At 42.9% G+C, this 26,096-nt stretch carries 22 protein-coding genes, 16 tRNA genes and 3 rRNA genes; 32 read left to right on the plus strand and 9 right to left on the minus strand.

From position 1 onward, the window contains the following. Positions 1-12 precede the first annotated feature (12 nt). Positions 13-909 carry an ABC transporter permease gene (locus NSS65_RS04240; RefSeq protein ID WP_034284214.1) on the plus strand — a complete coding sequence of 299 codons (897 nt, stop codon included), beginning with the start codon at positions 13-15 and terminating at the stop codon, positions 907-909. 29 nt (positions 910-938) lie between these two features. Here NSS65_RS04240 and NSS65_RS04245 read toward each other — a convergent pair whose 3' ends face one another. Further along, complete coding sequence (locus tag NSS65_RS04245) at positions 939-2,012, minus strand: aromatic acid exporter family protein (RefSeq protein ID WP_034284217.1); 1,074 nt, start codon at positions 2,010-2,012, stop codon at positions 939-941. Between the two features lie 247 nt (positions 2,013-2,259). Next, entirely contained in the window at positions 2,260-3,555 is a 1,296-nt protein-coding gene (locus NSS65_RS04250; protein ID WP_326135433.1) for a glutamate-1-semialdehyde 2,1-aminomutase, read from the minus strand. Positions 3,556-3,684: 129 nt separating this feature from the next. On the opposite strand from NSS65_RS04250, the gene bcp reads away from it, so the two are divergent. Both bcp and perR read left to right on the plus strand, forming a co-directional pair. Continuing rightward, entirely contained in the window at positions 3,685-4,152 is a 468-nt protein-coding gene (gene bcp, locus NSS65_RS04255) for a thioredoxin-dependent thiol peroxidase (RefSeq protein WP_024425791.1), read from the plus strand. A 157-nt stretch (positions 4,153-4,309) separates the two neighbouring features. Next, the gene (gene perR / locus NSS65_RS04260; RefSeq protein WP_012009347.1) at positions 4,310-4,747 is read left to right on the plus strand and encodes a peroxide-responsive transcriptional repressor PerR; all 438 of its coding nucleotides are present in this window, start codon (positions 4,310-4,312) and stop codon (positions 4,745-4,747) included. 35 nt (positions 4,748-4,782) lie between these two features. On the opposite strand, the gene NSS65_RS04265 is transcribed toward perR, so the two are convergent. Next, positions 4,783-5,130, minus strand: a complete 348-nt coding sequence (locus NSS65_RS04265; protein ID WP_024425201.1) for a YgzB family protein — start codon at positions 5,128-5,130, stop codon at positions 4,783-4,785. A 189-nt stretch (positions 5,131-5,319) separates the two neighbouring features. Here NSS65_RS04265 and NSS65_RS04270 point away from each other — a divergent pair, with 189 nt between their 5' ends. The 23 genes from NSS65_RS04270 (at position 5,320) to NSS65_RS04380 (ending at position 15,527) form a co-directional block, all read left to right on the plus strand. Continuing rightward, positions 5,320-6,198 carry a nucleotidyltransferase-like protein gene (locus NSS65_RS04270; protein ID WP_024425790.1) on the plus strand — a complete coding sequence of 293 codons (879 nt, stop codon included), beginning with the start codon at positions 5,320-5,322 and terminating at the stop codon, positions 6,196-6,198. A gap of 316 nt (positions 6,199-6,514) precedes the next feature. Then, a 16S ribosomal RNA gene (locus NSS65_RS04275) occupies positions 6,515-8,063 on the plus strand. Positions 8,064-8,245: 182 nt separating this feature from the next. Then, positions 8,246-11,176, plus strand: a 23S ribosomal RNA gene (locus NSS65_RS04280). A 109-nt stretch (positions 11,177-11,285) separates the two neighbouring features. Further along, positions 11,286-11,401 (plus strand): 5S ribosomal RNA (gene rrf / locus NSS65_RS04285). Together the 16S, 23S and 5S rRNA genes with 16 tRNA genes alongside form the textbook arrangement of a ribosomal RNA operon. A 9-nt stretch (positions 11,402-11,410) precedes the next feature. Next, positions 11,411-11,485, plus strand: a tRNA-Asn gene (locus tag NSS65_RS04290). Between the two features lie 4 nt (positions 11,486-11,489). Continuing rightward, positions 11,490-11,580: transfer RNA gene (locus tag NSS65_RS04295), tRNA-Ser, on the plus strand. A gap of 17 nt (positions 11,581-11,597) precedes the next feature. Further along, positions 11,598-11,672, plus strand: a tRNA-Glu gene (locus NSS65_RS04300). Positions 11,673-11,705: 33 nt separating this feature from the next. After that, positions 11,706-11,781, plus strand: a tRNA-Val gene (locus NSS65_RS04305). A 15-nt stretch (positions 11,782-11,796) separates the two neighbouring features. Further along, positions 11,797-11,873: transfer RNA gene (locus tag NSS65_RS04310), tRNA-Met, on the plus strand. A gap of 4 nt (positions 11,874-11,877) precedes the next feature. After that, positions 11,878-11,954, plus strand: a tRNA-Asp gene (locus NSS65_RS04315). A gap of 18 nt (positions 11,955-11,972) precedes the next feature. After that, positions 11,973-12,048 (plus strand) — tRNA-Phe (locus tag NSS65_RS04320). A gap of 6 nt (positions 12,049-12,054) precedes the next feature. Continuing rightward, a tRNA-Thr gene (locus tag NSS65_RS04325) sits at positions 12,055-12,127 on the plus strand. Between the two features lie 15 nt (positions 12,128-12,142). After that, positions 12,143-12,227 (plus strand) — tRNA-Tyr (locus NSS65_RS04330). Positions 12,228-12,241: 14 nt separating this feature from the next. After that, positions 12,242-12,315, plus strand: a tRNA-Trp gene (locus NSS65_RS04335). Between the two features lie 30 nt (positions 12,316-12,345). After that, a tRNA-His gene (locus NSS65_RS04340) sits at positions 12,346-12,421 on the plus strand. A 9-nt stretch (positions 12,422-12,430) separates the two neighbouring features. Next, positions 12,431-12,502: transfer RNA gene (locus tag NSS65_RS04345), tRNA-Gln, on the plus strand. A gap of 7 nt (positions 12,503-12,509) precedes the next feature. Further along, positions 12,510-12,584 (plus strand) — tRNA-Gly (locus NSS65_RS04350). A 5-nt stretch (positions 12,585-12,589) separates the two neighbouring features. Next, a tRNA-Cys gene (locus tag NSS65_RS04355) sits at positions 12,590-12,660 on the plus strand. Between the two features lie 14 nt (positions 12,661-12,674). Next, a tRNA-Leu gene (locus NSS65_RS04360) sits at positions 12,675-12,763 on the plus strand. A gap of 36 nt (positions 12,764-12,799) precedes the next feature. Further along, positions 12,800-12,881: transfer RNA gene (locus tag NSS65_RS04365), tRNA-Leu, on the plus strand. Positions 12,882-13,171: 290 nt separating this feature from the next. Further along, on the plus strand, positions 13,172-13,597 hold the full coding sequence (locus NSS65_RS04370) for a hypothetical protein (RefSeq protein WP_061109577.1): 426 nt from the start codon (positions 13,172-13,174) through the stop codon (positions 13,595-13,597). 412 nt (positions 13,598-14,009) lie between these two features. Beyond that, positions 14,010-14,804, plus strand: a complete 795-nt coding sequence (locus NSS65_RS04375) for a phosphotransferase (RefSeq protein WP_326135002.1) — start codon at positions 14,010-14,012, stop codon at positions 14,802-14,804. 18 nt (positions 14,805-14,822) lie between these two features. Further along, a complete protein-coding gene (locus NSS65_RS04380; RefSeq protein ID WP_211043020.1) occupies positions 14,823-15,527 on the plus strand; it encodes a hypothetical protein in 705 nt (234 codons plus the stop codon). Between the two features lie 34 nt (positions 15,528-15,561). Here the strand turns inward: NSS65_RS04380 and NSS65_RS04385 are convergent, their stop codons facing one another. The 5 genes from NSS65_RS04385 to NSS65_RS04405 form a co-directional block, all read right to left on the minus strand. Then, a complete protein-coding gene (locus NSS65_RS04385) occupies positions 15,562-16,104 on the minus strand; it encodes a histidine phosphatase family protein (RefSeq protein ID WP_326135004.1) in 543 nt (180 codons plus the stop codon). 62 nt (positions 16,105-16,166) lie between these two features. Beyond that, positions 16,167-16,364 carry a hypothetical protein gene (locus NSS65_RS04390; RefSeq protein WP_034282315.1) on the minus strand — a complete coding sequence of 66 codons (198 nt, stop codon included), beginning with the start codon at positions 16,362-16,364 and terminating at the stop codon, positions 16,167-16,169. A 142-nt stretch (positions 16,365-16,506) separates the two neighbouring features. After that, positions 16,507-16,776 (minus strand): hypothetical protein, encoded by a 270-nt coding sequence (locus NSS65_RS04395; protein ID WP_034282314.1) that lies wholly within the window; start codon positions 16,774-16,776, stop codon positions 16,507-16,509. A 65-nt stretch (positions 16,777-16,841) separates the two neighbouring features. After that, on the minus strand, positions 16,842-17,531 hold the full coding sequence (locus NSS65_RS04400; protein WP_041116895.1) for a DUF1963 domain-containing protein: 690 nt from the start codon (positions 17,529-17,531) through the stop codon (positions 16,842-16,844). Between the two features lie 18 nt (positions 17,532-17,549). Continuing rightward, positions 17,550-18,353, minus strand: a complete 804-nt coding sequence (locus tag NSS65_RS04405; RefSeq protein ID WP_041116897.1) for a DUF2262 domain-containing protein — start codon at positions 18,351-18,353, stop codon at positions 17,550-17,552. A 540-nt stretch (positions 18,354-18,893) separates the two neighbouring features. Between NSS65_RS04405 and NSS65_RS04410 the strand changes: the two genes are divergently transcribed. Together NSS65_RS04410 and lepB are read left to right on the plus strand one after the other, a co-directional pair. Next, on the plus strand, positions 18,894-20,837 hold the full coding sequence (locus NSS65_RS04410; RefSeq protein ID WP_326135005.1) for an LTA synthase family protein: 1,944 nt from the start codon (positions 18,894-18,896) through the stop codon (positions 20,835-20,837). 155 nt (positions 20,838-20,992) lie between these two features. After that, on the plus strand, positions 20,993-21,559 hold the full coding sequence (lepB, locus tag NSS65_RS04415) for a signal peptidase I (RefSeq protein ID WP_041116900.1): 567 nt from the start codon (positions 20,993-20,995) through the stop codon (positions 21,557-21,559). A 47-nt stretch (positions 21,560-21,606) separates the two neighbouring features. Here the strand turns inward: lepB and NSS65_RS04420 are convergent, their stop codons facing one another. Then, positions 21,607-22,902 (minus strand): homocysteine synthase, encoded by a 1,296-nt coding sequence (locus tag NSS65_RS04420; protein WP_061109582.1) that lies wholly within the window; start codon positions 22,900-22,902, stop codon positions 21,607-21,609. A 265-nt stretch (positions 22,903-23,167) separates the two neighbouring features. Between NSS65_RS04420 and NSS65_RS04425 the strand changes: the two genes are divergently transcribed. The 4 genes from NSS65_RS04425 to NSS65_RS04440 all read left to right on the plus strand — a co-directional run bounded on the left by NSS65_RS04425 (position 23,168) and on the right by NSS65_RS04440 (position 26,088). Next, positions 23,168-23,323: an FbpB family small basic protein gene (locus NSS65_RS04425; RefSeq protein ID WP_029707817.1), complete on the plus strand. Its 156-nt coding sequence runs from the start codon at positions 23,168-23,170 to the stop codon at positions 23,321-23,323. A 163-nt stretch (positions 23,324-23,486) separates the two neighbouring features. Beyond that, positions 23,487-24,254: an ABC transporter ATP-binding protein gene (locus tag NSS65_RS04430; protein WP_024427408.1), complete on the plus strand. Its 768-nt coding sequence runs from the start codon at positions 23,487-23,489 to the stop codon at positions 24,252-24,254. A gap of 14 nt (positions 24,255-24,268) precedes the next feature. Next, the gene (locus tag NSS65_RS04435) at positions 24,269-25,261 is read left to right on the plus strand and encodes an aliphatic sulfonate ABC transporter substrate-binding protein (RefSeq protein ID WP_211042993.1); all 993 of its coding nucleotides are present in this window, start codon (positions 24,269-24,271) and stop codon (positions 25,259-25,261) included. Continuing rightward, positions 25,258-26,088, plus strand: a complete 831-nt coding sequence (locus NSS65_RS04440) for an ABC transporter permease (RefSeq protein ID WP_061109584.1) — start codon at positions 25,258-25,260, stop codon at positions 26,086-26,088. Before NSS65_RS04435 ends, NSS65_RS04440 begins: the two co-directional genes overlap by 4 nt. Positions 26,089-26,096 lie beyond the last annotated feature (8 nt).

Below are 26,096 nucleotides of genomic sequence, written 5' to 3' on the forward strand. Positions count from 1 at the left end.
GAGAGTGACAATATGGAAGCACAAAAAGAGCTTGAACCACCACAGACAAAAGATGAACGCTCTCAATCATTGATTCTTGAATCAATGAAGCAGTTCTTTCAGCACAAGCTGGCGGTCATTGGCAGTGTGATTGTCTTTTTATTTCTGATCCTAGCGATCTTTGCACCGCTCATTGCTCCTTATGGAATCAATGAGCAATCACTTGGTGAGCGATTTAGTGCCCCTTCAGCTGCGCACTGGTTTGGTACGGATGATTTCGGCAGAGATATATTTTCAAGAGTTGTGCATGGAGCACGGATTTCCTTATGGGTCGGTTTCTTCTCGGTTCTCGGGTCTGTCATTTTAGGCACACTGCTTGGATTGATAGCAGGCTATGGCGGAAGAGTGCTAGATGCTGTGATCTCCAGACTGTTTGATATTTTACTCGCTTTTCCTAGCATTCTATTAGCGATTGCTATTGTCTCCATCCTAGGCCCCTCCTTACAAAATGCCCTTATTGCCATTGCGATAATTAATGTCCCAACCTTTGGACGGCTCGTTCGTTCAAAAGTGCTGAGTATTAAACAAGAAGAATACGTGCTGGCAGCAAAGGCGGTGGGGATGTCACACCGCCGCATCGTACTGCGTCACATTCTGCCAAATAGTATGGTGCCAGTCATCGTACAGGCAACGCTAGCAATCGGCACCGCAATTATTGAGGCAGCGGCTTTAGGCTTTTTAGGATTGGGGGCACAGGCGCCAAGTCCAGAATGGGGGAAAATGCTCGCCGATGCGAGACCTTATCTCGTTCAAGCCCCTTGGACATTATTCTTCCCAGGAATAGCGATCATGCTGACGGTTCTAGGCTTTAACCTGATGGGAGATGGATTAAGAGACACACTGGATCCTAAAATGAAAAAAATAAAATAAGACCGATTCTAGGAATCGGTCTTTTCTGTTTATGCTTCTTTTTCTTCTGTCTCAATTTCACTATCTTTTGGGTGATACGTCTGGAAGCTTGTAATCAATGTATCTAAATGCTCTAATTCATCACGGTATTCGATGATGCTGGACATGACATTCAGCATGTTGTAATCGAGCAAGTCGTTTTCTTGGTTTTGCTGATGCTGAATAAATGATTTCGTTAACGTCTCAAGGCGAAGAGAGCATTCATTTTGAAATTCATCATCCTGCGGCTTCATTTTTCCGACGAATTTCATCAATGTGCGCTCATGCCAATACAGTAAATAATCAATTTCATCCGTTAAGCTTTCCCTGAAATGCTCTGGCATTAAATGAATTTCATTTTCTAATTTATGAAGCTTTTTCAGCAAATACAGAGCGCGATTCGATGTCATAATGGCCTGCCTGAACAAAACAAGCTTTCTTGATTTGACATACGTGGTTTTCTTTAAATAGCTTCGTTCTTCTTTGTATAGCAAGTAAATATGATCTAATTTGATCATGCGTTCTTTTATTTGATCGATGTCATCCTTTAATGTGGAATGATCAGTAGACTGTCTGGAGCTCAGACGGATCCATTTTAAAATCTCCTCCGTATTTTCCATAATGTGATGAACAAGCTTTGTTTCATACTTTGGCGGCAGGAAAATTAAATTCACTAAAAATGAAGAAAGAACTCCTAACACCACTGTAGCTGTTCTGATTAAGGCAAAGGAAAGGAAATGATCCCCTGCACTTTCTAAAATCGCGATGACGGTCACAAGTGCAATCGGAATCGTGTGTTCAATCTTCAGCTTTAAATTAATGGCGATGACCATGACGGCGGTTAAACCGATAATGACTGGTCCTGTGCCAAAAAGCAGACCGAACGTAATGGCAAGCGCTGCTCCAATAATATTGGCTTGCACTTGATCAACAATGGTTAAAAAAGATCGATAAATAGATGGCTGGATAGCAAATACTGCTGCAATTCCCGCGAAGACGGGCGTTGGCAACCCAAGCCATGTTGCCAGGTAAAGCGCGAGTACAATGGCAATACCAGTTTTTAAAATACGGGCTCCAAGTTTCATTGGTTTTGTCCCTGCATTCCTTTCTTTTCGATAATAGATGATCACTCGTCATTTATCATTCATATTTTGATGAAACAACTAAGTAATATACAGCGGTCTTCCGAAATATTCAAGTGATTTTTGAAAGTTCATGAAAACATCAAAAGAAGGTATTGAGAAGAAATGTAACAGATTCGCACGCTTTTGACAAACAAGAGCTGGTAAATAAAAAAACAGGCGCATGTTTTTACGCCTGTTTGGGACTTCATTATGATTGTTTCAGCTGTGCAAATGCATGATCTACTGCTTGCAGCGTCTCAGAAATATCTTTTTCAGTATGTGCGATCGTTAAGAACCAAGCTTCATATTTAGAAGGAGCGAGGTTAATGCCTTGCGCGAGCATTAATTTGAAGAAACGGGCAAACAGTTCGCCATCCGTATTTTCAGCCTGCTCGTAGTTCACAATCGTTTCTGTTGTGAAATAAATTGTGAGCGCTCCTTTTAAGCGATTCACTGTAATATCTACTTGATGCTTTTTGGCATGGGCTAAAATGCCTTCTTCTAACATAGCGCCAAGCTGATCAAGACGCTCGTAAACGCCGTCTTCTTTTAACAATTCCAAGCAGGCAATACCTGAAAGAATGGATGCAGGGTTTCCTGCCATTGTGCCAGCTTGATAGGCTGGTCCAAGCGGGGCAACTTGTTCCATAATTTCTTTTTTACCGCCGTAAGCGCCGATAGGAAGTCCGCCGCCAATAATTTTTCCTAATGCAGTGAGGTCAGGTTTTACTTGAAGCAAATCCTGTGCACCGCCATACATAAAGCGGAAAGCGGTAATGACTTCATCATAAATCACCAGTGCGCCTTTTTCATGTGTGAGGTCATTGACCTGCTGCAGGAAACCGTCCTTAGGTTCTACGATGCCAAAGTTCCCGACAATTGGTTCGACAAGGACAGCTGCTATTTCATCTCCCCAGCGATCTAATGCTTCTTTATAGCTGTCAATATCATTAAATGGAACGGTAATGACTTCATTGGCGATACTCTTTGGTACGCCCGCGGAATCGGGTGTTCCTAAAGTGGAAGGACCAGAGCCTGCAGCCACTAGCACAAGATCAGAGTGGCCGTGATAGCATCCGGCAAACTTAATGATTTTTGTTCTGCCTGTATATGCGCGAGCCACTCGAATTGTTGTCATCACCGCTTCTGTACCTGAATTGACAAAACGAACTTTGTCTAAAGCAGGCATGGCTTCCTTCAGCATTTTAGCAAAAGTGACTTCATGCTTCGTTGGTGTTCCGTAAAGGACACCTGTTTCAGCCGCTTTCGTGATGGCTTTTGTAATATGCGGGTGGGCATGTCCTGTAATAATTGGACCGTATGCTGCCAGATAATCGATATAGCGGTTTCCGTCAACATCCCAAAAATAAGCGCCTTCTCCTCTTTCCATCGCAACGGGTGAACCGCCGCCTACTGCCTTATATGAACGAGACGGGCTGTTGACACCTCCAACAATGTGCTCCAGCGCCTCTTGATGTAATTTTTCTGATTCTGTGAATTTCATAAATAGCCTCCTATCTCAACGTATCACGTCGTCTATCATTATTTTAACATGCCGATGCAAGCGTCCTTAGTTGAATATCCTCTCAAAATTGGATAGGCTAATTAAAAAATAGGTTGGAGGGATTGTGTCATGACAATCGAAGTAGGGCAGCAAGTACCTGACATTGAATTAACCGGTGACAATGGGGAGAAAGTAAAGCTTTCTGATTTTAAAGGAAAACATATTGTCCTTTATTTCTATCCAAAAGATATGACACCAGGCTGTACAACAGAAGCATGTGATTTCCGCGACCGCCATCAAAGCTTTGCAGAATTAGATGCTGTCATTATCGGCGTAAGCCCAGACAGTCAGGACAAGCACCAAAAATTTAAAGAAAAACACGATTTGCCGTTTCTTCTTCTTGTAGACGATGAACAGAAATTGTCTGAAGCCTTTGGGGTATGGAAGCTGAAAAAGAATTTTGGCAAAGAATATATGGGAATCGAGCGTTCAACGTTTCTTATTAATAAAGAAGGCACGCTTGTGAAAGAATGGCGAAAAGTAAAGGTAAAAGACCACGTAGAGGAAGCGCTTGAGGAATTGAAAGCTCACGCTTAATATCCTCACAGGATGAGATCGGCAGTCATGCCGGTCTTTTTTGTAAAGAAGAATAGGTAAAAAAGAGGATTGTAATTGACAAAGTTTCGGCTCTGGGGGTACACTATTTATAAAGATTATAATATAAGAATATTTTTGAAGAGAGGTGCATGATGAAATGGCTGCTCACGAACTAAAAGACGCTTTAGATGCTCTAAAAGAAACCGGTGTTCGAATTACTCCGCAGCGCCATGCCATCTTGGAGTTTCTCGTAAATTCTATGACACACCCAACCGCGGACGATATATATAAAGCACTTGAAGGAAAATTTCCAAACATGAGTGTCGCAACGGTTTACAACAATTTACGAGTCTTCCGGGAATCTGGATTAGTAAAGGAATTAACGTATGGTGATTCCTCAAGCCGATTTGATTTTGCGACATCTGATCACTACCATGCGATTTGTGAAAACTGCGGAAAAATTGTGGACTTTCACTATCCTGGCCTTGATGAAGTTGAACAGCTTGCATCCCATGTGACGGGCTTTAAAGTCAGTCATCATCGCTTGGAGATCTATGGTACTTGTCAAGAATGTGCGAAAAAAGAAAATCATTAATGAAAAAGCTGACCGTTTAAATGGTCAGCTTATTTTTATGACTTTTTTCGATTGTAGGATTCATCAAACTCTTTACCTTCTAATGCTGGATCAAGTGTAAGCGGCTCCCTGCAATGCATGCACATGTCCACCCGCCCAAGCACTTTTGTTTCCTTCTCACAGCCTGGACAAACGACACGTACTGCCTTCGTAGAAAGCATACCAATCCAAAAGTAAACGGCTGTACTTAATCCAATCGATAAGACGCCAAGCAGCATAAAGAAAGTCGACAGCCAAATCGATTCCTTGAAGAACACACCGATATACATGATCAGAAAGCCAACAAAAACCAAACTAAGTGCAAATGTTCTGATTTTATTAATCTTACTGGAGTATTTCGCCATCCCTAGTCCCCCTTATCTCCAATATAGCACATTTTACCTTTCCGTTTGAATTAGTTATAGAGTTTTGTGAATAAATTGCTTATAATGATTCAATGATCTTTTTTCATGTATTGAAGGAATTTTGATTCTATGAGGAGAAATACATAGCATTAGAGAAGAACCTTACACCCGAGTATTGGAGGAATCACTATGGAAAATCTTCTCCGTCCTATTTATCAAGAGAGAGCAAGCCATCCAGACACATTAGCTGTGATTATAGTAGAAAGAAGACATAAAGTATCTTCTGAGACGGATAACTTTGATGCAGCACTTTTAGTCATCGTAAAAGAAGCGGAAGAGCCGTTATTTATCAAGCACTATGAATCCGATCACCAAACAGCTTCTTTAAATGTTGTCACAGATGATCAACTGAAGGAATGGATTACCCTCGGCACTAACCGCCGAATCATCGATTGGATTTTGAATGGAAAAGTCCTGTTTGATCGAAATGAATATATCTTCAACTTAATTGATGAACTAAGTACATTCCCGTTTTCAAACCGCAAGCTCAAAATCGGTTTAGAATATGGCAAGCTCATTCGCAGATATATAGAAGGAAAAGCATTTTTTGAGTCAAATCAATTCCTCGATGCATATAATTCCATTGTGCATGCCCTGCATCACCTAGCACGTATTGAAGTAATTGATAAAGGCTTCCACCCAGAAGTGACCGTTTGGAACCAAGTGCGTCATATGGAACCTGAAGTATACAAACTTTACTCAGAACTGATTGAAAGCCATGAAAGTCTGCATAAACGTTTGGAACTTTTATTTTTAGCAAATGATTTTTTGATCCATTCAAAAGCGGAAATTGGTGCCGCTCATTTGCGTCATGTCATGGAACAGAAGGATATATGGCTTTTTGGTGAGCTTCTTGCACACCCAGATCTAAAGTATTTCACGCCTGACCTTAGCGTCATGATTGATTTCTTTGTGGAAAAAGGAATTGTTCAAGTGGAGCCGATTGAGACAAAGGGACAAAAAATCTATCATCGAGGATATTTTGTGAAAAAAGATATTGACGCATGAATATTATGATGGTATATTATTAAACGTCGCTAATGAGCAAATGAGTTGCTTTGAAAGAAAAGCTGACAAAAAGAAATTCTAAAAAACGCTTGACGCACACGGCGCTCAAATGTTATATTAAGAAAGTCGCCTCTGAGAGACGACGAAGATGATCTTTGAAAACTAAACAAGACAAAACGTACCTGTTAATTCGAGTTTTTATAAAAAAATCCTATGAAACTTCATAGGTAGTCAGTCAAACTGGCGAGGCAGGAAATGATCACATGCTAAGTTCGCTACATCATGTAGCAACGCATGTGTGATATGCATCCTGCATACCTCGGAGAGTTTGATCCTGGCTCAGGACGAACGCTGGCGGCGTGCCTAATACATGCAAGTCGAGCGGACAGAAGGGAGCTTGCTCCCGGATGTTAGCGGCGGACGGGTGAGTAACACGTGGGTAACCTGCCTGTAAGACTGGGATAACTCCGGGAAACCGGAGCTAATACCGGATAGTTCCTTGAACCGCATGGTTCAAGGATGAAAGACGGTTTCGGCTGTCACTTACAGATGGACCCGCGGCGCATTAGCTAGTTGGTGGGGTAATGGCTCACCAAGGCGACGATGCGTAGCCGACCTGAGAGGGTGATCGGCCACACTGGGACTGAGACACGGCCCAGACTCCTACGGGAGGCAGCAGTAGGGAATCTTCCGCAATGGACGAAAGTCTGACGGAGCAACGCCGCGTGAGTGATGAAGGTTTTCGGATCGTAAAGCTCTGTTGTTAGGGAAGAACAAGTGCGAGAGTAACTGCTCGCACCTTGACGGTACCTAACCAGAAAGCCACGGCTAACTACGTGCCAGCAGCCGCGGTAATACGTAGGTGGCAAGCGTTGTCCGGAATTATTGGGCGTAAAGGGCTCGCAGGCGGTTTCTTAAGTCTGATGTGAAAGCCCCCGGCTCAACCGGGGAGGGTCATTGGAAACTGGGAAACTTGAGTGCAGAAGAGGAGAGTGGAATTCCACGTGTAGCGGTGAAATGCGTAGAGATGTGGAGGAACACCAGTGGCGAAGGCGACTCTCTGGTCTGTAACTGACGCTGAGGAGCGAAAGCGTGGGGAGCGAACAGGATTAGATACCCTGGTAGTCCACGCCGTAAACGATGAGTGCTAAGTGTTAGGGGGTTTCCGCCCCTTAGTGCTGCAGCTAACGCATTAAGCACTCCGCCTGGGGAGTACGGTCGCAAGACTGAAACTCAAAGGAATTGACGGGGGCCCGCACAAGCGGTGGAGCATGTGGTTTAATTCGAAGCAACGCGAAGAACCTTACCAGGTCTTGACATCCTCTGACAACCCTAGAGATAGGGCTTTCCCTTCGGGGACAGAGTGACAGGTGGTGCATGGTTGTCGTCAGCTCGTGTCGTGAGATGTTGGGTTAAGTCCCGCAACGAGCGCAACCCTTGATCTTAGTTGCCAGCATTCAGTTGGGCACTCTAAGGTGACTGCCGGTGACAAACCGGAGGAAGGTGGGGATGACGTCAAATCATCATGCCCCTTATGACCTGGGCTACACACGTGCTACAATGGACAGAACAAAGGGCTGCAAGACCGCAAGGTTTAGCCAATCCCATAAATCTGTTCTCAGTTCGGATCGCAGTCTGCAACTCGACTGCGTGAAGCTGGAATCGCTAGTAATCGCGGATCAGCATGCCGCGGTGAATACGTTCCCGGGCCTTGTACACACCGCCCGTCACACCACGAGAGTTTGCAACACCCGAAGTCGGTGAGGTAACCTTTATGGAGCCAGCCGCCGAAGGTGGGGCAGATGATTGGGGTGAAGTCGTAACAAGGTAGCCGTATCGGAAGGTGCGGCTGGATCACCTCCTTTCTAAGGATATATGGAGCAGCGTACGTTTTCGTCTTGTTTAGTTTTGAAGGATCATTCCTTCAAAACATGTCTCTAGCGAGACAGGATTGTTCTTTGAAAACTAGATAACAATAAGTAATACATTCACATTGAATGCAATGCAAAGTTCATCACACATAGTGATTCTTTCTAAAGTAAGAAATGGTTAAGTTAGAAAGGGCGCACGGTGGATGCCTTGGCACTAGGAGCCGATGAAGGACGGGACGAACACCGATATGCTTCGGGGAGCTGTAAGCAAGCTTTGATCCGGAGATTTCCGAATGGGGAAACCCACTGCTCGTAATGGAGTAGTATCCATACTTGAATACATAGAGTATGAGAAGGCATACCCGGGGAACTGAAACATCTAAGTACCCGGAGGAAGAGAAAGCAAATGCGATTCCCTGAGTAGCGGCGAGCGAAACGGGAACAGCCCAAACCAAGAGGCTTGCCTCTTGGGGTTGTAGGACACTCTATACGGAGTTACAAAGGAATGATATAAGCGAAGAGGTCTGGAAAGGCCCGCCAAAGAAGGTAACAGCCCTGTAACTGAAATGTTGTTCTCTCCAGAGTGGATCCTGAGTACGGCGGAACACGTGAAATTCCGTCGGAATCCGGGAGGACCATCTCCCAAGGCTAAATACTCCCTAGTGACCGATAGTGAACCAGTACCGTGAGGGAAAGGTGAAAAGCACCCCGGAAGGGGAGTGAAATAGATCCTGAAACCGTGTGCCTACAAGTAGTCAGAGCCCGTTAACGGGTGATGGCGTGCCTTTTGTAGAATGAACCGGCGAGTTACGATCCCGTGCAAGGTTAAGCAGAAGATGCGGAGCCGCAGCGAAAGCGAGTCTGAATAGGGCGCATGAGTACGTGGTCGTAGACCCGAAACCAGGTGATCTACCCATGTCCAGGGTGAAGTTCAGGTAACACTGAATGGAGGCCCGAACCCACGCACGTTGAAAAGTGCGGGGATGAGGTGTGGGTAGGGGTGAAATGCCAATCGAACCTGGAGATAGCTGGTTCTCTCCGAAATAGCTTTAGGGCTAGCCTCAAGGTAAGAGTCTCGGAGGTAGAGCACTGATTGGACTAGGGGCCCCTACCGGGTTACCGAATTCAGTCAAACTCCGAATGCCGATGACTTATCCTTGGGAGTCAGACTGCGAGTGATAAGATCCGTAGTCGAAAGGGAAACAGCCCAGACCGCCAGCTAAGGTCCCAAAGTATACGTTAAGTGGAAAAGGATGTGGAGTTGCTTAGACAACCAGGATGTTGGCTTAGAAGCAGCCACCATTTAAAGAGTGCGTAATAGCTCACTGGTCGAGTGACTCTGCGCCGAAAATGTACCGGGGCTAAACGTATCACCGAAGCTGCGGACTGTTCTTACGAACAGTGGTAGGAGAGCGTTCTAAGGGCTGTGAAGCCAGACCGGAAGGACTGGTGGAGCGCTTAGAAGTGAGAATGCCGGTATGAGTAGCGAAAGACGGGTGAGAATCCCGTCCACCGAATGCCTAAGGTTTCCTGAGGAAGGCTCGTCCGCTCAGGGTTAGTCGGGACCTAAGCCGAGGCCGAAAGGCGTAGGCGATGGACAACAGGTTGATATTCCTGTACCACCTCCTCACCATTTGAGCAATGGGGGGACGCAGGAGGATAGGGTAAGCGCGGTATTGGATATCCGCGTCCAAGCAGTTAGGCTGGGAAATAGGCAAATCCGTTTCCCGTAAAGGCTGAGCTGTGATGGCGAGCGAAATTTAGTAGCGAAGTTCCTGATTCCACACTGCCAAGAAAAGCCTCTAGCGAGGTGAGAGGTGCCCGTACCGCAAACCGACACAGGTAGGCGAGGAGAGAATCCTAAGGTGATCGAGAGAACTCTCGTTAAGGAACTCGGCAAAATGACCCCGTAACTTCGGGAGAAGGGGTGCTTCTTAGGGTGTTAAAGCCCCGAGAAGCCGCAGTGAATAGGCCCAGGCGACTGTTTAGCAAAAACACAGGTCTCTGCGAAGCCGTAAGGCGAAGTATAGGGGCTGACGCCTGCCCGGTGCTGGAAGGTTAAGAGGAGCGCTTAGCGTAAGCGAAGGTGCGAATTGAAGCCCCAGTAAACGGCGGCCGTAACTATAACGGTCCTAAGGTAGCGAAATTCCTTGTCGGGTAAGTTCCGACCCGCACGAAAGGCGCAACGATCTGGGCACTGTCTCAACGAGAGACTCGGTGAAATTATAGTACCTGTGAAGATGCAGGTTACCCGCGACAGGACGGAAAGACCCCGTGGAGCTTTACTGCAGCCTGATATTGAATGTTGGTACAGCTTGTACAGGATAGGTAGGAGCCTTGGAAACCGGAGCGCTAGCTTCGGTGGAGGCATCGGTGGGATACTACCCTGGCTGTATTGACCTTCTAACCCGCTGCCCTTATCGGGCAGGGAGACAGTGTCAGGTGGGCAGTTTGACTGGGGCGGTCGCCTCCTAAAATGTAACGGAGGCGCCCAAAGGTTCCCTCAGAATGGTTGGAAATCATTCGCAGAGTGTAAAGGCACAAGGGAGCTTGACTGCGAGACCTACAAGTCGAGCAGGGACGAAAGTCGGGCTTAGTGATCCGGTGGTTCCGCATGGAAGGGCCATCGCTCAACGGATAAAAGCTACCCCGGGGATAACAGGCTTATCTCCCCCAAGAGTCCACATCGACGGGGAGGTTTGGCACCTCGATGTCGGCTCATCGCATCCTGGGGCTGTAGTCGGTCCCAAGGGTTGGGCTGTTCGCCCATTAAAGCGGTACGCGAGCTGGGTTCAGAACGTCGTGAGACAGTTCGGTCCCTATCCGTCGCGGGCGCAGGAAATTTGAGAGGAGCTGTCCTTAGTACGAGAGGACCGGGATGGACGCACCGCTGGTGTACCAGTTGTTCTGCCAAGGGCATCGCTGGGTAGCTATGTGCGGACGGGATAAGTGCTGAAAGCATCTAAGCATGAAGCCCCCCTCAAGATGAGATTTCCCATTCCGCAAGGAAGTAAGATCCCTGAAAGATGATCAGGTTGATAGGTCTGAGGTGGAAGCGTGGTGACACGTGGAGCTGACAGATACTAATAGATCGAGGACTTAACCTATATTCTAATGTGAAGCATGAACATTGTTATCTAGTTTTGAGAGAACATTTTTAAAATATCTCTTGATTTATTTTCAATACATAGTATAATATCTTTTGTCACTAAATTGTCTGGTGATGATGGCGAAGAGGTCACACCCGTTCCCATGCCGAACACGGAAGTTAAGCTCTTCAGCGCCGATGGTAGTTGGGGGTTTCCCCCTGTGAGAGTAGGACATCGCCAGGCTTTCTTCATTCCGCAGTAGCTCAGTGGTAGAGCTATCGGCTGTTAACCGATCGGTCGTAGGTTCGAATCCTACCTGCGGAGCCAATTTGGAGAGCTGTCCGAGTGGCCGAAGGAGCACGATTGGAAATCGTGTAGGCGGTAACCCCGTCTCAAGGGTTCGAATCCCTTGCTCTCCGCCACAATTTACATAATAAAGGGCCCGTTGGTCAAGCGGTTAAGACACCGCCCTTTCACGGCGGTAACACGGGTTCGAATCCCGTACGGGTCACCATTTTTATAGAATATACACCAGCATTTTTTATTCGGAGGATTAGCTCAGCTGGGAGAGCATCTGCCTTACAAGCAGAGGGTCGGCGGTTCGAGCCCGTCATCCTCCACCATATCTTTTATATCGTCGCGGGGTGGAGCAGTTCGGTAGCTCGTCGGGCTCATAACCCGAAGGTCGCAGGTTCAAATCCTGCCCCCGCAACCAAAATGGTCCGGTAGTTCAGTTGGTTAGAATGCCTGCCTGTCACGCAGGAGGTCGCGGGTTCGAGTCCCGTCCGGACCGCCATTTTTCAAAAGAATACTTGGCTCGGTAGCTCAGTTGGTAGAGCAACGGACTGAAAATCCGTGTGTCGGCGGTTCGATTCCGTCCCGAGCCACCACTATTTGCCGGTGTAGCTCAACTGGTAGAGCAACTGACTTGTAATCAGTAGGTTGGGGGTTCAAGTCCTCTTGCCGGCACTGTTTTTCAAAAGTGGAGGGGTAGCGAAGTGGCTAAACGCGGCGGACTGTAAATCCGCTCCCTCCGGGTTCGGCGGTTCGAATCCGCCCCCCTCCACCATTTTTTATTTTCATAGGGGCATAGTTTAAAGGTAGAACAGAGGTCTCCAAAACCTCCGGTGTGGGTTCGATTCCTACTGCCCCTGCCAATTTTCTTAATATGATTCATAACATCTATGGCGGTTGTGGCGAAGTGGTTAACGCACCAGATTGTGGCTCTGGCACTCGTGGGTTCGATTCCCATCAATCGCCCCATTTTATTATTGGGCTATAGCCAAGCGGTAAGGCAACGGACTTTGACTCCGTCATGCGTTGGTTCGAATCCAGCTAGCCCAGTTGATGTGCGGAAGTAGTTCAGTGGTAGAACACCACCTTGCCAAGGTGGGGGTCGCGGGTTCGAATCCCGTCTTCCGCTCCAATAATGGCGGCATAGCCAAGTGGTAAGGCAGAGGTCTGCAAAACCTTTATCCCCGGTTCAAATCCGGGTGTCGCCTTTTTTGAAAAGACTGCCGGGGTGGTGGAATTGGCAGACACACAGGACTTAAAATCCTGCGGTAGGTGACTACCGTGCCGGTTCAAGTCCGGCCCTCGGCACCATGTTTTTTAATATAAGATGCGCTCTTTAATGATCATGCCGGTGTGGCGGAATTGGCAGACGCGCACGACTCAAAATCGTGTTCCTCACGGAGTGCCGGTTCGACCCCGGCCACCGGTATCTAGTTTTAGATATTCTTTATTGTCGTCAATTACAGAAGAATTAAGGAATATCAACGTTTAAAACGTCTTTCTACAAATTGTAGGAGGGCGTTTTTTATTTGTTTTTTAGCTGCTTCTTCATACGACAAAATTACTTCAAATCGCGTTCACTGCTGAAAGGGTGAATTAGCTAAGAGGAACATATTAAGGAGATTAACTTTTACTTTATTGATGGTTGTCTTATTATTAAACTAAAGGGGCAGGATAATTGAAGAAGGATTGGATAAATTGTACACAAGAGGTGTTGTAATGATTACGGTTAAAAATGCTGAAAGTTATCTTAAAGATAGCATTAGTGAAGATAACGATGATATAAAAAAGGTTTGGGAAACATTTAAGGCTTTTTCAAAGGAGACAGTTGAGGGCGAAGAAGATAAAGAAATTTTATTTCAGTGTGGTGTCTATGATTTTACAGGAGAGGAACTATTTCATTTTGACTTTGTACGTCAGTTTACAGTTTATGAAGAAGATGATTATTCTCACATGGAACAACTACACTGTGAATTTTTATTTAAACCAACAAGCGAGTTAAAAAAGTTAAAGGTGGTAGAAGAATGGTCAATGGATTATGACGATATCAATCATTTTTTTAATCATATTGAAAGTATTCATGAGTTTAAAATACCTTTGAGTTTAAAGCCGATAAAATCAGAAATATATCAGGAAGAACTTTAATTCTTTTCATTAACAGGGGCTTTACTTTAAGAGGGTATACCTTGCCTTTTTAGAATAATTTATCACGGAGTGCTGGTTCGACCCCGGCCACCGGTATCTTTTAAAATTTTCATGATTGGTTTTTCCATGAACCTAACGTTTCATCCTCGTGGTAAAACGTTTTTTTGTGGTTTAAATGAGTTATTTAGATAAAAAATAGGAACCTATTAGAAAATAATGAGTATGTACTTCTTTTGGCAGAATAATCTTTAGATGATTTGCAACATTTGATAAGATACATTTAACCATGTAATGAAACAAAATGGAGCAGCGCATTCACATAAAACAGTGAACCATCTTTGTGTAACTAAATGAATATTTGTGGGTACATACACATCTTTAGCTGACATGACCCAGTATGAGGGGAGAATTTATGAAAAAACAAAATGATCATGAGGAGTTATTGACAGGTGGCAATGTCTCGAACGTATATCGTTCTGGAGATACGGTTCGTCGAGAGGAAAAGTCAGACAATATCAATATACAAAAGCTGCTAAAGCATTTAGAAAAAAAGAATTTCTCCTATGCTCCAAAGTTTTTAGGGGTTGATGAACAAGGTAGAGAGATATTGTCCTTTATTGATGGCGTGGCCGGTCATGATCCTTTAAAAGAATACATGTGTACTCACGATGTTTTAAAAGAAATAGCGAGCATGTTAAGGCTTTATCATGATGCTGTTCAGGACTTCTCCATTTCAGATGATTGGGAACGAATGGACAATACGCCTAACAACATAGAGGTTGTATGCCATAATGATTTTGCTATGTACAATATCATTTTCAATAACGAAAAACCAGTGGGAATTATTGATTTTGATGTAGCTGCTCCTGGTCCAAGGCTTTGGGATATCGCATATACCCTTTATACATGTGTGCCTCTCAGTAGATTTTTTCGCACTGAAACAGGGGAGGTCGTGAATTATCTTTCATTAGACCATGCAGACCAGATAAAGCATAGAGTCAAACTGTTTTTTGAATCTTATGGCGAGGAAATAGCAGAAGATTATTTGGATATGGTGCTGCTTCGTTTAGAAGGGTTATGTCAGTATATGAAACGACAAGCGTGTGAGGGTGATATCGCTTTTCAAAACATGATTCAAGAAGGACATCTTGAACATTATCAAAAAGACATTCAATTTATTCATGAACATAGAAAAGAATGGATGTAAAGAGGCGGCGTTGTGATCATGCAAACGAAGACGATATTACAGGCTATTATTCAAGACGAGGGAGTAAATGATTATCCTCTTTTTAGACAGTACTGTGTGAGAAAAGAACAGGGCCTGCGTAAAGATGCGCTAAACGTTCTTCAGGCCTTTATTGAAGAGATGAAAGAGAACGATTTTGAAGAACAGCGTGAATTTGCTGCTTGGCTGTTTGAGTGGATTGAACGGTTTGAGGATGGTCATCATCTGCTTGTGTATCCGCTGGTAAATGGGGTGATCCAGCCTGTTTTTCAAACGTGGGAGAAAGTTGACCCATTGGATGTAAGACTGTATCGCTGGCAAGGTTTGTTTGTACATCAGGGAGAAGGGCTGCCTCATTTATTGAAGGCACTAGAGCTTGGGGGCAGCAAGGAACAGCGTGTGATTTTTCAAATTTGTGAAATCTATTTATCGGCCTTGTGGTATTCGTTTCACCATATACATGAAGATCTTTATTTAAGCACCTATGAGAAGGATCAAGAGAGAATTCAAGGGATTGAAAATGTTATGATGCTGATTCAAAATAAAAGAATTCGTACCAATGTTCAAAAACAAGCCGTCTATTATGGCCAGCTTTTAAAGGACTGGATGGCGTTTCAGCAGACGGAGACAAGAGGCTTTATGACATGGTGTGCGGAGCGTAAGAAACCGTATGAGTGGGTAGAGGCATTTTATTATCAGCAATAGATGAGAAAACGGCAGAGTTCATTCTGCCGTTTTTTTAATGCCATATTCGCTTTGTTTCTATATGATCTGGACTAAAATATTTCAGAATATAGACATCTGGATTGCTTAGTTTCTTCCACTCCTCGAATCCAATCGTTGGATCAGCGTGTTTAAGAAGCAGGCTCATGATATTGCCATGTGTGACGAATAGGGTATGATCTTTTTCTAATTTTATTTGTTCGTGGAGTGCTTCTACAATACGATTCATGGCTTCTTGGCTCGATTCTCCGCCTTCACAGGTCATATGTAAGTCTGTAAAACTGAGCTTTAGCTTCTCAAACCAATCATCTATTGGTTTGCTGCTTAATACACGTTCAGAGAGGCGCTGATCGATTTTTATCTCGAGCTGTTTTGCATGAGCAAGGGGCTCAGTAGTTTGGATCGCTCGTTTATAAGGACTTGAGATAATTTGATTGAGATGAATGCTGGAAAAAAACTGTGTCAGTTCATGAGATTGAGTGATGCCTTGTGGGGTTAAAGCTGCAGCTTTAGATTGTGCATCTGCTTGGCAGTGTCTGACGATATAATATGTTTTCATTGGATACACCTTTCATTGAGTATAAAAAAATCATCCAGTATTGGATGAGGATTTACGAAGATCTAGGTAAGCTTGTTCGTATCTGTTTCTTTATAGGGATCTGTGAGCTTGGAGGTCAGGTCTAGGTTGAACAAAAAATCATCGACGGTGTCTGTGCCAAAGGGAAGTGTGGAGAAGTTGACTGGGATGCTGTCTTCTTGCTTTTCTGAAGTGATTTGCTGTGCAGGCTGCTTTTTTCTCCAGTTCTTAAACAAGCGCATGTGAGGCCCCCTTTTCTTTGAAAAAGATGGATTTATACATAATATACGGGGAGAGTTGTCCAGGCGTCAAATGTTTTCTTCAAAAGGAACGATTCTATTAATAAAACAAGAGCCACAGGAAAGTGCGGCTCTTGTTGTCAGTTTAGAATGCGCGTTGTAATGCTTGCAGTAATTTACGTTCGCATCTTAAGTTGTATCGCTTCTTATGGAGTTTCTCCGTTTTAAACCTGCCTATGACACGTCGAACATCGGGATCATAAATGATGAGCTCCCTGCAAGTTTGTTCATGTAATAGTGTTTGAAACCAGCTATATTTTTTGAGATGTGCTGCGTTCCTCGAGATCTCCTCTTCATCCACTTGTAGAAAAGGAATATACACAGCAAGTGAAAAGATGTCTAGAATGAATCCCATTTTGCTGCCTCCTTTCATTGTTACTCATTACGTTTAGGAGAAGGCGAGGTTTCATTCAATAAACATTAAAAACAATCCCAGTGCATAAACCATTCTTTTGATTCTTGGTCATAATAGAAATACATCGTGCCGTTATCACCAATCATGAAACGAGGTTTTTCTTCTGAGGCGATTTGGAGCATGAATTCGCCTTGTTGTTGATGGGGCGGGGATTGAATATACGCCCCATATCCACCGATTTTTGTGAACGAATAATTTGTGTATTGATTAAAGAAGTGGTCTGTCGCTTCTTCACTTTCGTTTACTTCTGTTAGGTCCACATATGACCATGCCTCTTCCCAGCAAGGGAAGTCCCTTTGCTCACTTTTGTTCCATTGGATTTGAAAAGCTTTGAGCCCTCTCACTTCTTCAGGAGTTTCAGCTACTTCTAAACCTTCGATTGATGAATATTCAATGAGCTTCCAGCCTTCGCCGTTTTTGGTGAGATCAATCGGAAGTGTATTCTGATTAAGAAAAATTTGAATCAGCTTACATTCATTGAAGCCGTTCATTCCTCCTGGCACTTCTGGTAAATAAATTTGTAAAATCGGAATCATGGCTCCATCTTGATCTATCGGCCAGCCTTGATTAGGATCGATGAAAAAATGACCTGCAAACCAGCTGTGTACAGCTGGATCAGGACGGAAGCCGCCAATTTTGGCGATGGCTGGCGTTTTCCCGATTAGATTTAATTCTTGAAAAGCTTTGATTTCCATGGGTTATTCCTCCAGCCTTTAGCCTGCAATATGTGCATCATGAAATGTGCCATTTATATTTCCTGTGACAATAATGACATGCCCCCAAAATAAATCACCGTCATGATAGTAGACTTCAAACTCTCCCTCAGGGTAAACATGCAGGCTTTCAAGTGAAATGCGGCTTATAAATTGATTCATTGTGAGTTCTTCTTGCTCTTCAGCTGATTCGTCTTGTTCCTGCCAATCCTTTGCTAGATCTATCAGCTGATTCGCGGCAAATGATTTAATAGAAGAATCCCATTTGGCCTGTTCTTGCATGAGGTGGTTTGCTGTTCGAAGAGAGTCATTTATTTTTTCATCTTCTTCGAGGTTAAAGTAGAGAAGGCACTCTTCATTGCTCCATTGGATGGTTTTTTCAAATAAGTCTAGTCCTTTTACTAACTCAAAGGTTCCAAGTATGTCATCATGATAATACACAGGCATTTGGGCTTCTTCTAAAATTTCTTGAAGCGCTTGATCCTGTGTATCTGTATCAATCAAAGATACAAGCATGAATTCACCTTCGCCTTTTTGAACCTGAAGTGTAACGATTGATTCTTTATGTAATTGTGCCTGTTTTTCCCTTAATCCCTCGTCATCTGTTAACCAGCAAAGTCTTACATTTTCGGTTATGATACGGCCGTTTTCTTTCCAAGCAATCAGTGGAATAGAAGCGGTCCAAAGAGGTGCCTGTCCTGCTTTTCCTGCCCCTACGCCAGAAGGTCCTGTAACAGCAATGATAGTGACTACATCTTCTGAAAATCTCTTTTCAAAAGTGTTGATTTGTTTGTTCATCTTCATGTGATGTCCTCCAGCCTGATTTTTTTGTCATGAACATATAAGTGTTGTGTTCAAGTTCTACCTCTTTATCACACCGCACATCAGTAGGGGAAATCAAGCTTTTTTTGTGTAAAACTGTTTTTTTAGGGAGGTACATGGATTAATGGAGGTTGAGTCACAATAAAAGAAGCATGGATCGAATTTTGTATAAATTTGGGTAAATGAGTCGAAAAGCCTAGGTGATTCTTCCTTTTCTTTATAATTACTTTGACACGAATAGATGAAAAAAGTAAAGTAATACTGAGTGATTTACAAAACCTTCTTCATCCACTAAAACATGAAGTGTGCGTAAATTTAATGTAAATGGATATTTTTCCTTTTATTTACTCGTATTTTTTTGAAACTTATGATGCTTCTCATTCGTTATATTAAAGGAGCGCATGTATCCGGCGGAGACAGAGCATCGGCATGCTTGGCGAAGAAGATTTACATTTGCAAAATGAATGTAAATTTTTTATGATTTCATTTATATCAGAACGATGATAAGAAAGAAGAGGTTTTATGAAAAAAATATTTGCAAACAAATATAACTTTTTTGTTTTGGCTGTCCTTTTATTCTGGGCAAAATCGTACACAGCCTACAAAATGGACTTTAATTTAGGAGTAAAAGGTTCTTTTCAAGAGGGGCTTCTCTTATTGAATCCATTTAGTTCAGCCATCGTGTTTTTTGGACTTGCTCTCTTTTTGAAGGGGCGTAAATCTGCCATTGTTTTAATTGTTATTGATTTTATTATGACCGCACTTTTATATGCAAATGTAGCGTATTACCGTTTCTTTGATGACTTTTTGACTTTCTCAACAATGAAGCAGGCAGGAAATCTTGGGGGAGGCATGACTGGCGGTGTGTTAGCAAGCATTAAGCCGCATGACCTTTTATACTTCCTTGATATTATCATCTTGATTGCGATTGTCATTTGGAGACCAGAAGTGAAGAAGTTCCAAATGAAAAAGACGTTTGCACTGCTGATTGTAGCTGCAGGTATTGGCCTGTTCTTTGTAAACCTTCATTTGGCTGAAAAGGATCGTCCAGAATTATTAACGAGAACCTTTGATCATAAGTATGTTGTCAAATACTTAGGTGTTTATAACTATACGATTTATGACGGGGTACAAGCAGCACAAAACGCAACACAGGTAGCAAATGCAAGCAGTGAAGATTTAACGGATGTTGTGAACTATACGTCTTCTCACTATGCGAAGCCAAATGCAGAGTATTTTGGTAAAGCAAAAGGCAAAAACATTATTAAAATTCATTTAGAAAGCTTCCAGTCTTTCTTAATTGACTACAAATTAAATGGAGAAGAAGTGACTCCATTCTTAAACAAACTGGCTCATGGGAAAGACGACTTTACGTATTTCGATAACTTCTTCCATCAGACTGGTCAAGGGAAGACATCAGATGCTGAGCTGATGATGGATAATAGTATGTTTGGCTTGCCAGAGGGAGCAGCATTTGTGACAAAGGGTGAAAATACCTTCCAATCACTACCTGCCATCCTAGATCAAAAAGCAGGCTATACGAGTGCAGTGCTTCACGGGGACTATAAATCTTTCTGGAACCGTGACACGATTTATAAACATATGGGAATTGATCAATTCTTTGATGCTTCCTATTACAACATGGATGAAGAAAACCTTGTGAATATGGGTCTGAAGGATAAACCGTTCTTCAAAGAATCAATTCCAATGCTAGAATCAATGAAAAAGCCATTTTATGCACATTTAATGACACTGACAAATCACTATCCATTTAATTTAGATGAAAAAGATGCGACAATCGCTAAGGCAACAACTGGCGATAAAACAGTCGATAACTATTTCCAAACAGCAAGATATTTAGATGAGTCATTAGAGCAATTCTTCAAAGACTTGAAAAAATCAGGTATGTATAAAGACTCAGTCATTTTATTATATGGTGACCATAACGGTATTTCTGAGAACCATAACCGTGCAATGAGTGAAATTCAAGGGAAAGAAATCACTCCTTATCAAAATGCACAAAACCAGCGTGTTCCGCTTATGATACGTATTCCCGGTAAGAAGGGCGGCGTGAACCATACGTATGGTGGTGAAGTCGACGTTATGCCAACACTTCTTCACTTACAAGGTATTGATTCAAATGAATTCGTGAATTTTGGAACAGACCTATTCTCTAAAAAGCATGATGAGACTGTTGCCTTCCGTAATGGAAACTATGTGACACCGAAATACACACTTGTCGATAATACCGTTTATGATACGAAAACAGGTAAAGTGGTGAAACAAAATAAAAAGACAGAGGCGATTAAAGCCCGTGTTGATAATCAGTTAAGTCTTTCAGATAAAGTGCTCTATAGGGATCTACTTCGATTCCATAAGTTATCTGATTTCAAACCAGTGAATCCATCGGATTATTTCTATGGTAAAGCAAACAAAGAAAAAGAAGCGGATTCTTCTGCTAACTAACTGAGTTTTGGGCAAGCACAGAAAGGTGCTTGCCTTTTTCTCTCTCTTCGCTTGATTTGTTGGCAAAATATGTTTATATTTAGGGAGAAACAAGCGTGACGCCGGCTGGCAGCTGGTGACACACATTTCGTCCTTGGGGAATTCAGGAGGAGCTTATGACAACAAATACAAAAACACAAAAAAAGAAATCAGAATTATGGGGCTGGATCAAAGCCATCTTAATCGCATTTATTGCTGTTTTTATCATTCGGAACTTTTTATTCGCACCGTATATTGTGAAGGGGACTTCTATGGACCCAACACTGCATAACACAGAGCGGGTGTTTGTGAATAAAACGGTTGATTATTTCGGTGATTATAAACGGGGACAGATCATTGTTCTTGATGGGGAAGACCGCAGCACTCATTATGTCAAACGATTGATTGGTTTACCTGGTGATAAAATTGAAATGAAAAATGATCAGCTATATGTTAATGGAAAAAAAGTGGCGGAGCCTTACTTAGCGTCAAACAAAAAGAAAGCAGCTGCAGATGGCACCTTGCTGACACCTGATTTTGGCCCTTTGACTGTTCCAAAAGGAAAGTACTTTGTCATGGGGGACAACCGCCAAAATTCAATGGACAGCCGCAACGGCTTAGGTCTTTTTACAAAGCGTGATATTCAAGGAACTACCTCATTTGTATTTTATCCTTTCCAAGACATTCGATTACTCAATCATTAATAAACAATAAAAAAGCACACAGCCGTGTGCTTTTTTCTATGTCATTGTCATTCAGACTGACTTTTTTTCATCGCCTGTTCAAGATCTTCAAGAATATCTTCAATCGCTTCTGTTCCAACAGATAAACGAATGAGCTCTGGTGTGACACCTGTCGCTTTTTGTTCTGCCTCGCTTAATTGCTGATGCGTTGTGCTGGCAGGGTGAATGATGAGGGATTTAGAATCACCCACGTTTGCGAGATGGGAGAAAAGCTGGACAGAATCAATGAGCTTTTTACCTGCTTCGCGTCCACCTTTAATACCGAATGTGAGGATCGCGCCTTGTCCTTTTGGTAAATAGGTTTGAGCAAGCTCATATGATTCGTGACTTTCAAGACCTGGATAGCTTACCCAATCGACAAGAGGGTGATCCTGTAAGAATTGTGCTGTTTTCAATGCATTTTCACTATGCCGCTCAAGACGAAGGTGTAATGTTTCTAAGCCCTGCAGAAGTAAAAATGAGTTGAATGGCGACAGAGCTGCCCCTAAATCACGTAATAGCTGTACTCGTGCTTTTGTGATATAAGCCGCTTCTCCAATTGCTTCTGTATAGGTCAGCCCGTGATAGCTTGGATCTGGTTCAGTCAGCCCTTTAAACTTATCGCTGTCAGCCCAAGGGAATCGGCCGCTATCAACGATGACGCCGCCAATTGATGTACCATGGCCGCCAATAAATTTCGTCGCTGAGTGGACGACAATGTCTGCACCGAATTCAATAGGTCTTAATAAATAAGGGCTGGCGAGTGTATTGTCAACAATAAGCGGGATATGATGCTTGTGTGCAATGGCTGAGATGGCTTCAATATGTAAAATGTCGCCTTTTGGATTCCCAATGCTCTCTGCATAAACTGCCTTTGTTTTGTCAGTGATCGCTGCTTCGAGTTCTTCAAGGTTGGATGAATCGACAAATTTTACAGTAATTCCGAGTTTTTTGAGTGTATGGGCAAATAAATTGTAGGTGCCGCCATAAAGACTGCTTGAGGAAACGATTTCATCTCCGGCTCCTGCGATGTTTAAAATAGAATAAGTCGTCGCTGCTTGTCCAGAAGAAACAGCAAGTGCACCAATTCCACCTTCAAGCTCAGCGATACGCTTTTCAAATACGTCATTTGTAGGGTTCATAATACGTGAATAAATATTTCCCGGTTCCTGAAGACCAAATAAATTCGCTGCATGCTCACTGTCTCTAAAACCAAATGAGCTTGTTTGGTAAATAGGCACGGCTCTTGAATAGGTCGCTGAATCAAGCTCCTGACCTGCGTGAATGGCTTTTGTTTCTAAACGAAATGGACGTTCTTCTGACATGTGTGTATCCTCCTTTTGTTAGATAAAACCAACTGTTTTGATAAGAAATATTTAATAAGACTATAAATCTTGTTCCCTGCTCGGTCAATCATTTTTTAGATAAATCTGAAAAAACAATAAATATAGTTGACAGGTAGGAATAGTGTGTATTAACATGAGCATACTGAAAACACGAACAAGAATGGCTGATCGGTCAACCGAAGGCTCTATCACTCAAATATGAGTGAAGAGCCTTTTTTTATTTGAATGAGAAAGGATGAAGAAGATGGAAAAAAAGAAAAAACGAAAAAAATACAGAAAACATATGGATCTGACACTCGATATCTTGATTGAGCGGAACAAATATGAGATTTACAGTAACAAGGAACGAATAGAAGCGATTTACGATCGGATTGATGAAAAGCATACAAGGACAAAATAACCATTTTATAAATTTGAGTTGATTTATGGGATTAATATGATTTAGGATGGTGCTAACAAATCAATATGATTAGCTGATCGGACAACGCGAAGGCTCTTATCTCTTTTTTGGGATAAGGGCCTTTCTGTGTATTTATCTGATCGTAAGAGGAGTGGAGGTTTCAATGACGATTTCAATTGATATTGTGGATAAATCCTTTTGGAAAGACAAACAGACCATTCGGGTACTTGAAGACTTAAGATTGAGCATTATTCCCGGTGAATTTGTGACAGTGATTGGTCCGAGCGGATGTGGGAAAAGTACATTGCTAAAGATCATAAGCGGCCTCGACACAGCGTATGATGGGCAAATTTTGATAGGAGGCAGACGGATCACAGAACCAGGAATGAAACAGGGCTTTATCTTTCAGGAACACCGCCTGTTTCCATGGCTGACGGTTGAAGAAAACATAGCGGCCAATTTCAATTTAAAACAACAGGATGTACGCCGCAAAGTGGATGAATTGATTGAAATTGTTCGATTAAAAGGATTTGAACATGCTTATCCACATGAGCTTTCAGGAGGAATGTCACAACGGGTTGCCATTGCGAGAGCACTCCTTCGTGATCCGGAGATCTTATTGCTGGATGAACCATTTGGTGCACTGGATGCATTCACACGAAAACACTTGCAGGATGTGCTGCTGGACATTTGGCAGGAGAAAAAAACAACGATGATGCTCGTAACTCATGATATTGATGAATCGATTTATTTAGGAAATGAAATTGTGCTAATGCAAGCGAGACCTGGCCGAATCCATAAGATTCTTCCTGTGAACCTGCCTTTTCCGCGTGATAGAACGTCAACCGCTTTTCAAAGCTTAAGACAAAAGGTGCTTTCAGAATTTGAGAAAACAGATGAATTGTTACTAACCGATGGCTTAGGGATTTAGGGAGGGGAAATCGCATGAAAAAGAAACAAATGATCGTTATCTTTTTGAGTCTGCTGCTTGTTTTAGCAGGGTGTGATCAAGCAGCAGACGGCTCGGAAAACAAGGTGAAAGAAATTAGGATTGGGATTCAGCAAAGTTTGAGCCCGCTGCTTTTAGCAAAGGAAAAGGGGTGGTTTGAACAATCATTTGAAAAAGAAGGAGTGAAGGTAAAGTGGGTGGAGTTTCAAAGTGGACCTCCCCAATTTGAAGGACTTGCTGCAAATCAATTAGATTTCACGCAAGTTGGAAACTCACCTGTTATAGCAGGTCAGGCAGCTGGTATTGATTTTAAGGAAATTGGTTTATCTCAGGATGGGCTGAAAGCGAACGGTATTTTAGTGAATAAGAACAGTGAGATTCAAAAAGTAGAAGACTTAAAAGGGAAAAAAATTGCTGTCGCTAAAGGGAGCAGCGGCTTTGACTTTTTATACAAAGTATTAGATCAGGCAGGTTTATCTGCGAAGGATGTTCAGATCATTCAGCTTCAGCCAGATGAAGCGATATCAGCATTTGAAAATGGGTCCGTTGATGCTTGGTCGATCTGGGAGCCGTTCTTATCACTTGAAACGATAAAGAAAGGAGCAAAGCTGCTGGTGAATGGGGAAGCGACCGATTTATATTCTCCAGGTTTCACACTTGTTCGAACTCAGTTTGCTGATCAGCATCCTGAACTAGTGGTGAAATTCTTAAAGGTATATGACCATGCGGTGAAGTGGCAGAAATCACATCCAGAAGAGGCTGTTACTCTATATGCGCGTTTAAAAAATTTAGATAAGAAGGTTGTCACACAAGTATTAAACAATACGGAGCCACTCAATAAGCCCATTTCTAAGAAGATCATCAATGCCCAGCAGCATACCGCTGATTTTCAATACAAAACAAAGGCGATCCAGCGGAAAATTGATGTTAATCAGGTTGTAGATAATTCGTTTATTGAAAAAATGCTGAAAGAGGAGATGGATGAATGAAAGCTGTATCGAATCCGGCTTTAGCATCTAAAATCGAGCGGGCAAAGAAAAAAAGGAGAAAAGCTTCTTCTTTATATAAGTTAAAGGGACTGGTATTACCTGTTCTACTTATTGCGGTTTGGCAGATCATAGCTGGTTCTCAAATTGTTTCTTCCACTGTACTTCCAGCGCCTGTCTTGATTGCAGAATCTTTTCGAGATTTATTTCGTTCCGGTGAACTGTTTGGCCATCTATACATCAGCCTTTATCGAGCGATATGTGGATTTTTACTTGGGGGAGGTTTAGGTCTTTTGCTGGGCGTATGCGCAGGGTTTTCTAAAAAAACAGAGCAGTATGTAGATCCGACCTTGCAAATGCTGAGAACCGTTCCACATTTAGCGGTCACTCCTTTATTCATCCTCTGGTTTGGTTTTGATGAAACAGCGAAAATTTTATTGATTGCACTTGGGGCTTTTTTTCCGATTTATATTAATACGTTTCTAGGTATTCGCAGTGTAGACAATAAGCTATTTGATGTGGCTCGCGCCTTAGAGTTTAATGTGTATCAAAGCATCACAAAGCTGATTTTACCGGCTGCTCTTCCTCATATTCTTCTGGGCGTGAGACTGTCATTAGGAATTGCTTGGCTTGGTTTAGTGGTAGCTGAGTTGATGGGTTCAAGCAGCGGCGTCGGCTATATGATTATGGATGCAAGGCAATTCTCTCAAACGGATAAAGTGTTTGTAGGAATTATCATCTTTGCAGTAGTAGGTAAGCTGACAGATTCATTTGTACGTCTGTTAGAAAAGCGTCTGCTCAAGTGGCGCACTAGTTATCAAGGTGAATAATAACAGGG

The organism is Bacillus sp. FSL K6-1006, assembly GCF_038593175.1.
In the GTDB taxonomy this organism is placed as follows: domain Bacteria; phylum Bacillota; class Bacilli; order Bacillales; family Bacillaceae; genus Bacillus; species Bacillus safensis.

Excerpts from the sequence above, each read along its gene's own strand:
- NSS65_RS04385 (WP_326135004.1), bottom strand. The coding sequence starts at position 16,104 with ATGAAAACATATTATATCGTCAGACACTGCCAAGCAGATGCACAATCT.
- lepB (WP_041116900.1), top strand. The coding sequence starts at position 20,993 with ATGACAACAAATACAAAAACACAAAAAAAGAAATCAGAATTATGGGGC.
- NSS65_RS04405 (WP_041116897.1), bottom strand. The coding sequence starts at position 18,353 with ATGAAGATGAACAAACAAATCAACACTTTTGAAAAGAGATTTTCAGAA.
- NSS65_RS04420 (WP_061109582.1), bottom strand. The coding sequence starts at position 22,902 with ATGTCAGAAGAACGTCCATTTCGTTTAGAAACAAAAGCCATTCACGCA.
- NSS65_RS04270 (WP_024425790.1), top strand. The coding sequence starts at position 5,320 with ATGGAAAATCTTCTCCGTCCTATTTATCAAGAGAGAGCAAGCCATCCA.
- NSS65_RS04250 (WP_326135433.1), bottom strand. The coding sequence starts at position 3,555 with ATGAAATTCACAGAATCAGAAAAATTACATCAAGAGGCGCTGGAGCAC.
- NSS65_RS04375 (WP_326135002.1), top strand. The coding sequence starts at position 14,010 with ATGAAAAAACAAAATGATCATGAGGAGTTATTGACAGGTGGCAATGTC.
- NSS65_RS04435 (WP_211042993.1), top strand. The coding sequence starts at position 24,269 with ATGAAAAAGAAACAAATGATCGTTATCTTTTTGAGTCTGCTGCTTGTT.
- NSS65_RS04245 (WP_034284217.1), bottom strand. The coding sequence starts at position 2,012 with ATGAAACTTGGAGCCCGTATTTTAAAAACTGGTATTGCCATTGTACTC.
- NSS65_RS04380 (WP_211043020.1), top strand. The coding sequence starts at position 14,823 with ATGCAAACGAAGACGATATTACAGGCTATTATTCAAGACGAGGGAGTA.
- NSS65_RS04425 (WP_029707817.1), top strand. The coding sequence starts at position 23,168 with ATGGAAAAAAAGAAAAAACGAAAAAAATACAGAAAACATATGGATCTG.
- NSS65_RS04370 (WP_061109577.1), top strand. The coding sequence starts at position 13,172 with ATGATTACGGTTAAAAATGCTGAAAGTTATCTTAAAGATAGCATTAGT.
- NSS65_RS04265 (WP_024425201.1), bottom strand. The coding sequence starts at position 5,130 with ATGGCGAAATACTCCAGTAAGATTAATAAAATCAGAACATTTGCACTT.
- perR (WP_012009347.1), top strand. The coding sequence starts at position 4,310 with ATGGCTGCTCACGAACTAAAAGACGCTTTAGATGCTCTAAAAGAAACC.
- NSS65_RS04440 (WP_061109584.1), top strand. The coding sequence starts at position 25,258 with ATGAAAGCTGTATCGAATCCGGCTTTAGCATCTAAAATCGAGCGGGCA.
- NSS65_RS04410 (WP_326135005.1), top strand. The coding sequence starts at position 18,894 with ATGAAAAAAATATTTGCAAACAAATATAACTTTTTTGTTTTGGCTGTC.
- NSS65_RS04430 (WP_024427408.1), top strand. The coding sequence starts at position 23,487 with ATGACGATTTCAATTGATATTGTGGATAAATCCTTTTGGAAAGACAAA.
- NSS65_RS04395 (WP_034282314.1), bottom strand. The coding sequence starts at position 16,776 with ATGGGATTCATTCTAGACATCTTTTCACTTGCTGTGTATATTCCTTTT.
- bcp (WP_024425791.1), top strand. The coding sequence starts at position 3,685 with ATGACAATCGAAGTAGGGCAGCAAGTACCTGACATTGAATTAACCGGT.
- NSS65_RS04400 (WP_041116895.1), bottom strand. The coding sequence starts at position 17,531 with ATGGAAATCAAAGCTTTTCAAGAATTAAATCTAATCGGGAAAACGCCA.
- NSS65_RS04240 (WP_034284214.1), top strand. The coding sequence starts at position 13 with ATGGAAGCACAAAAAGAGCTTGAACCACCACAGACAAAAGATGAACGC.
- NSS65_RS04390 (WP_034282315.1), bottom strand. The coding sequence starts at position 16,364 with ATGCGCTTGTTTAAGAACTGGAGAAAAAAGCAGCCTGCACAGCAAATC.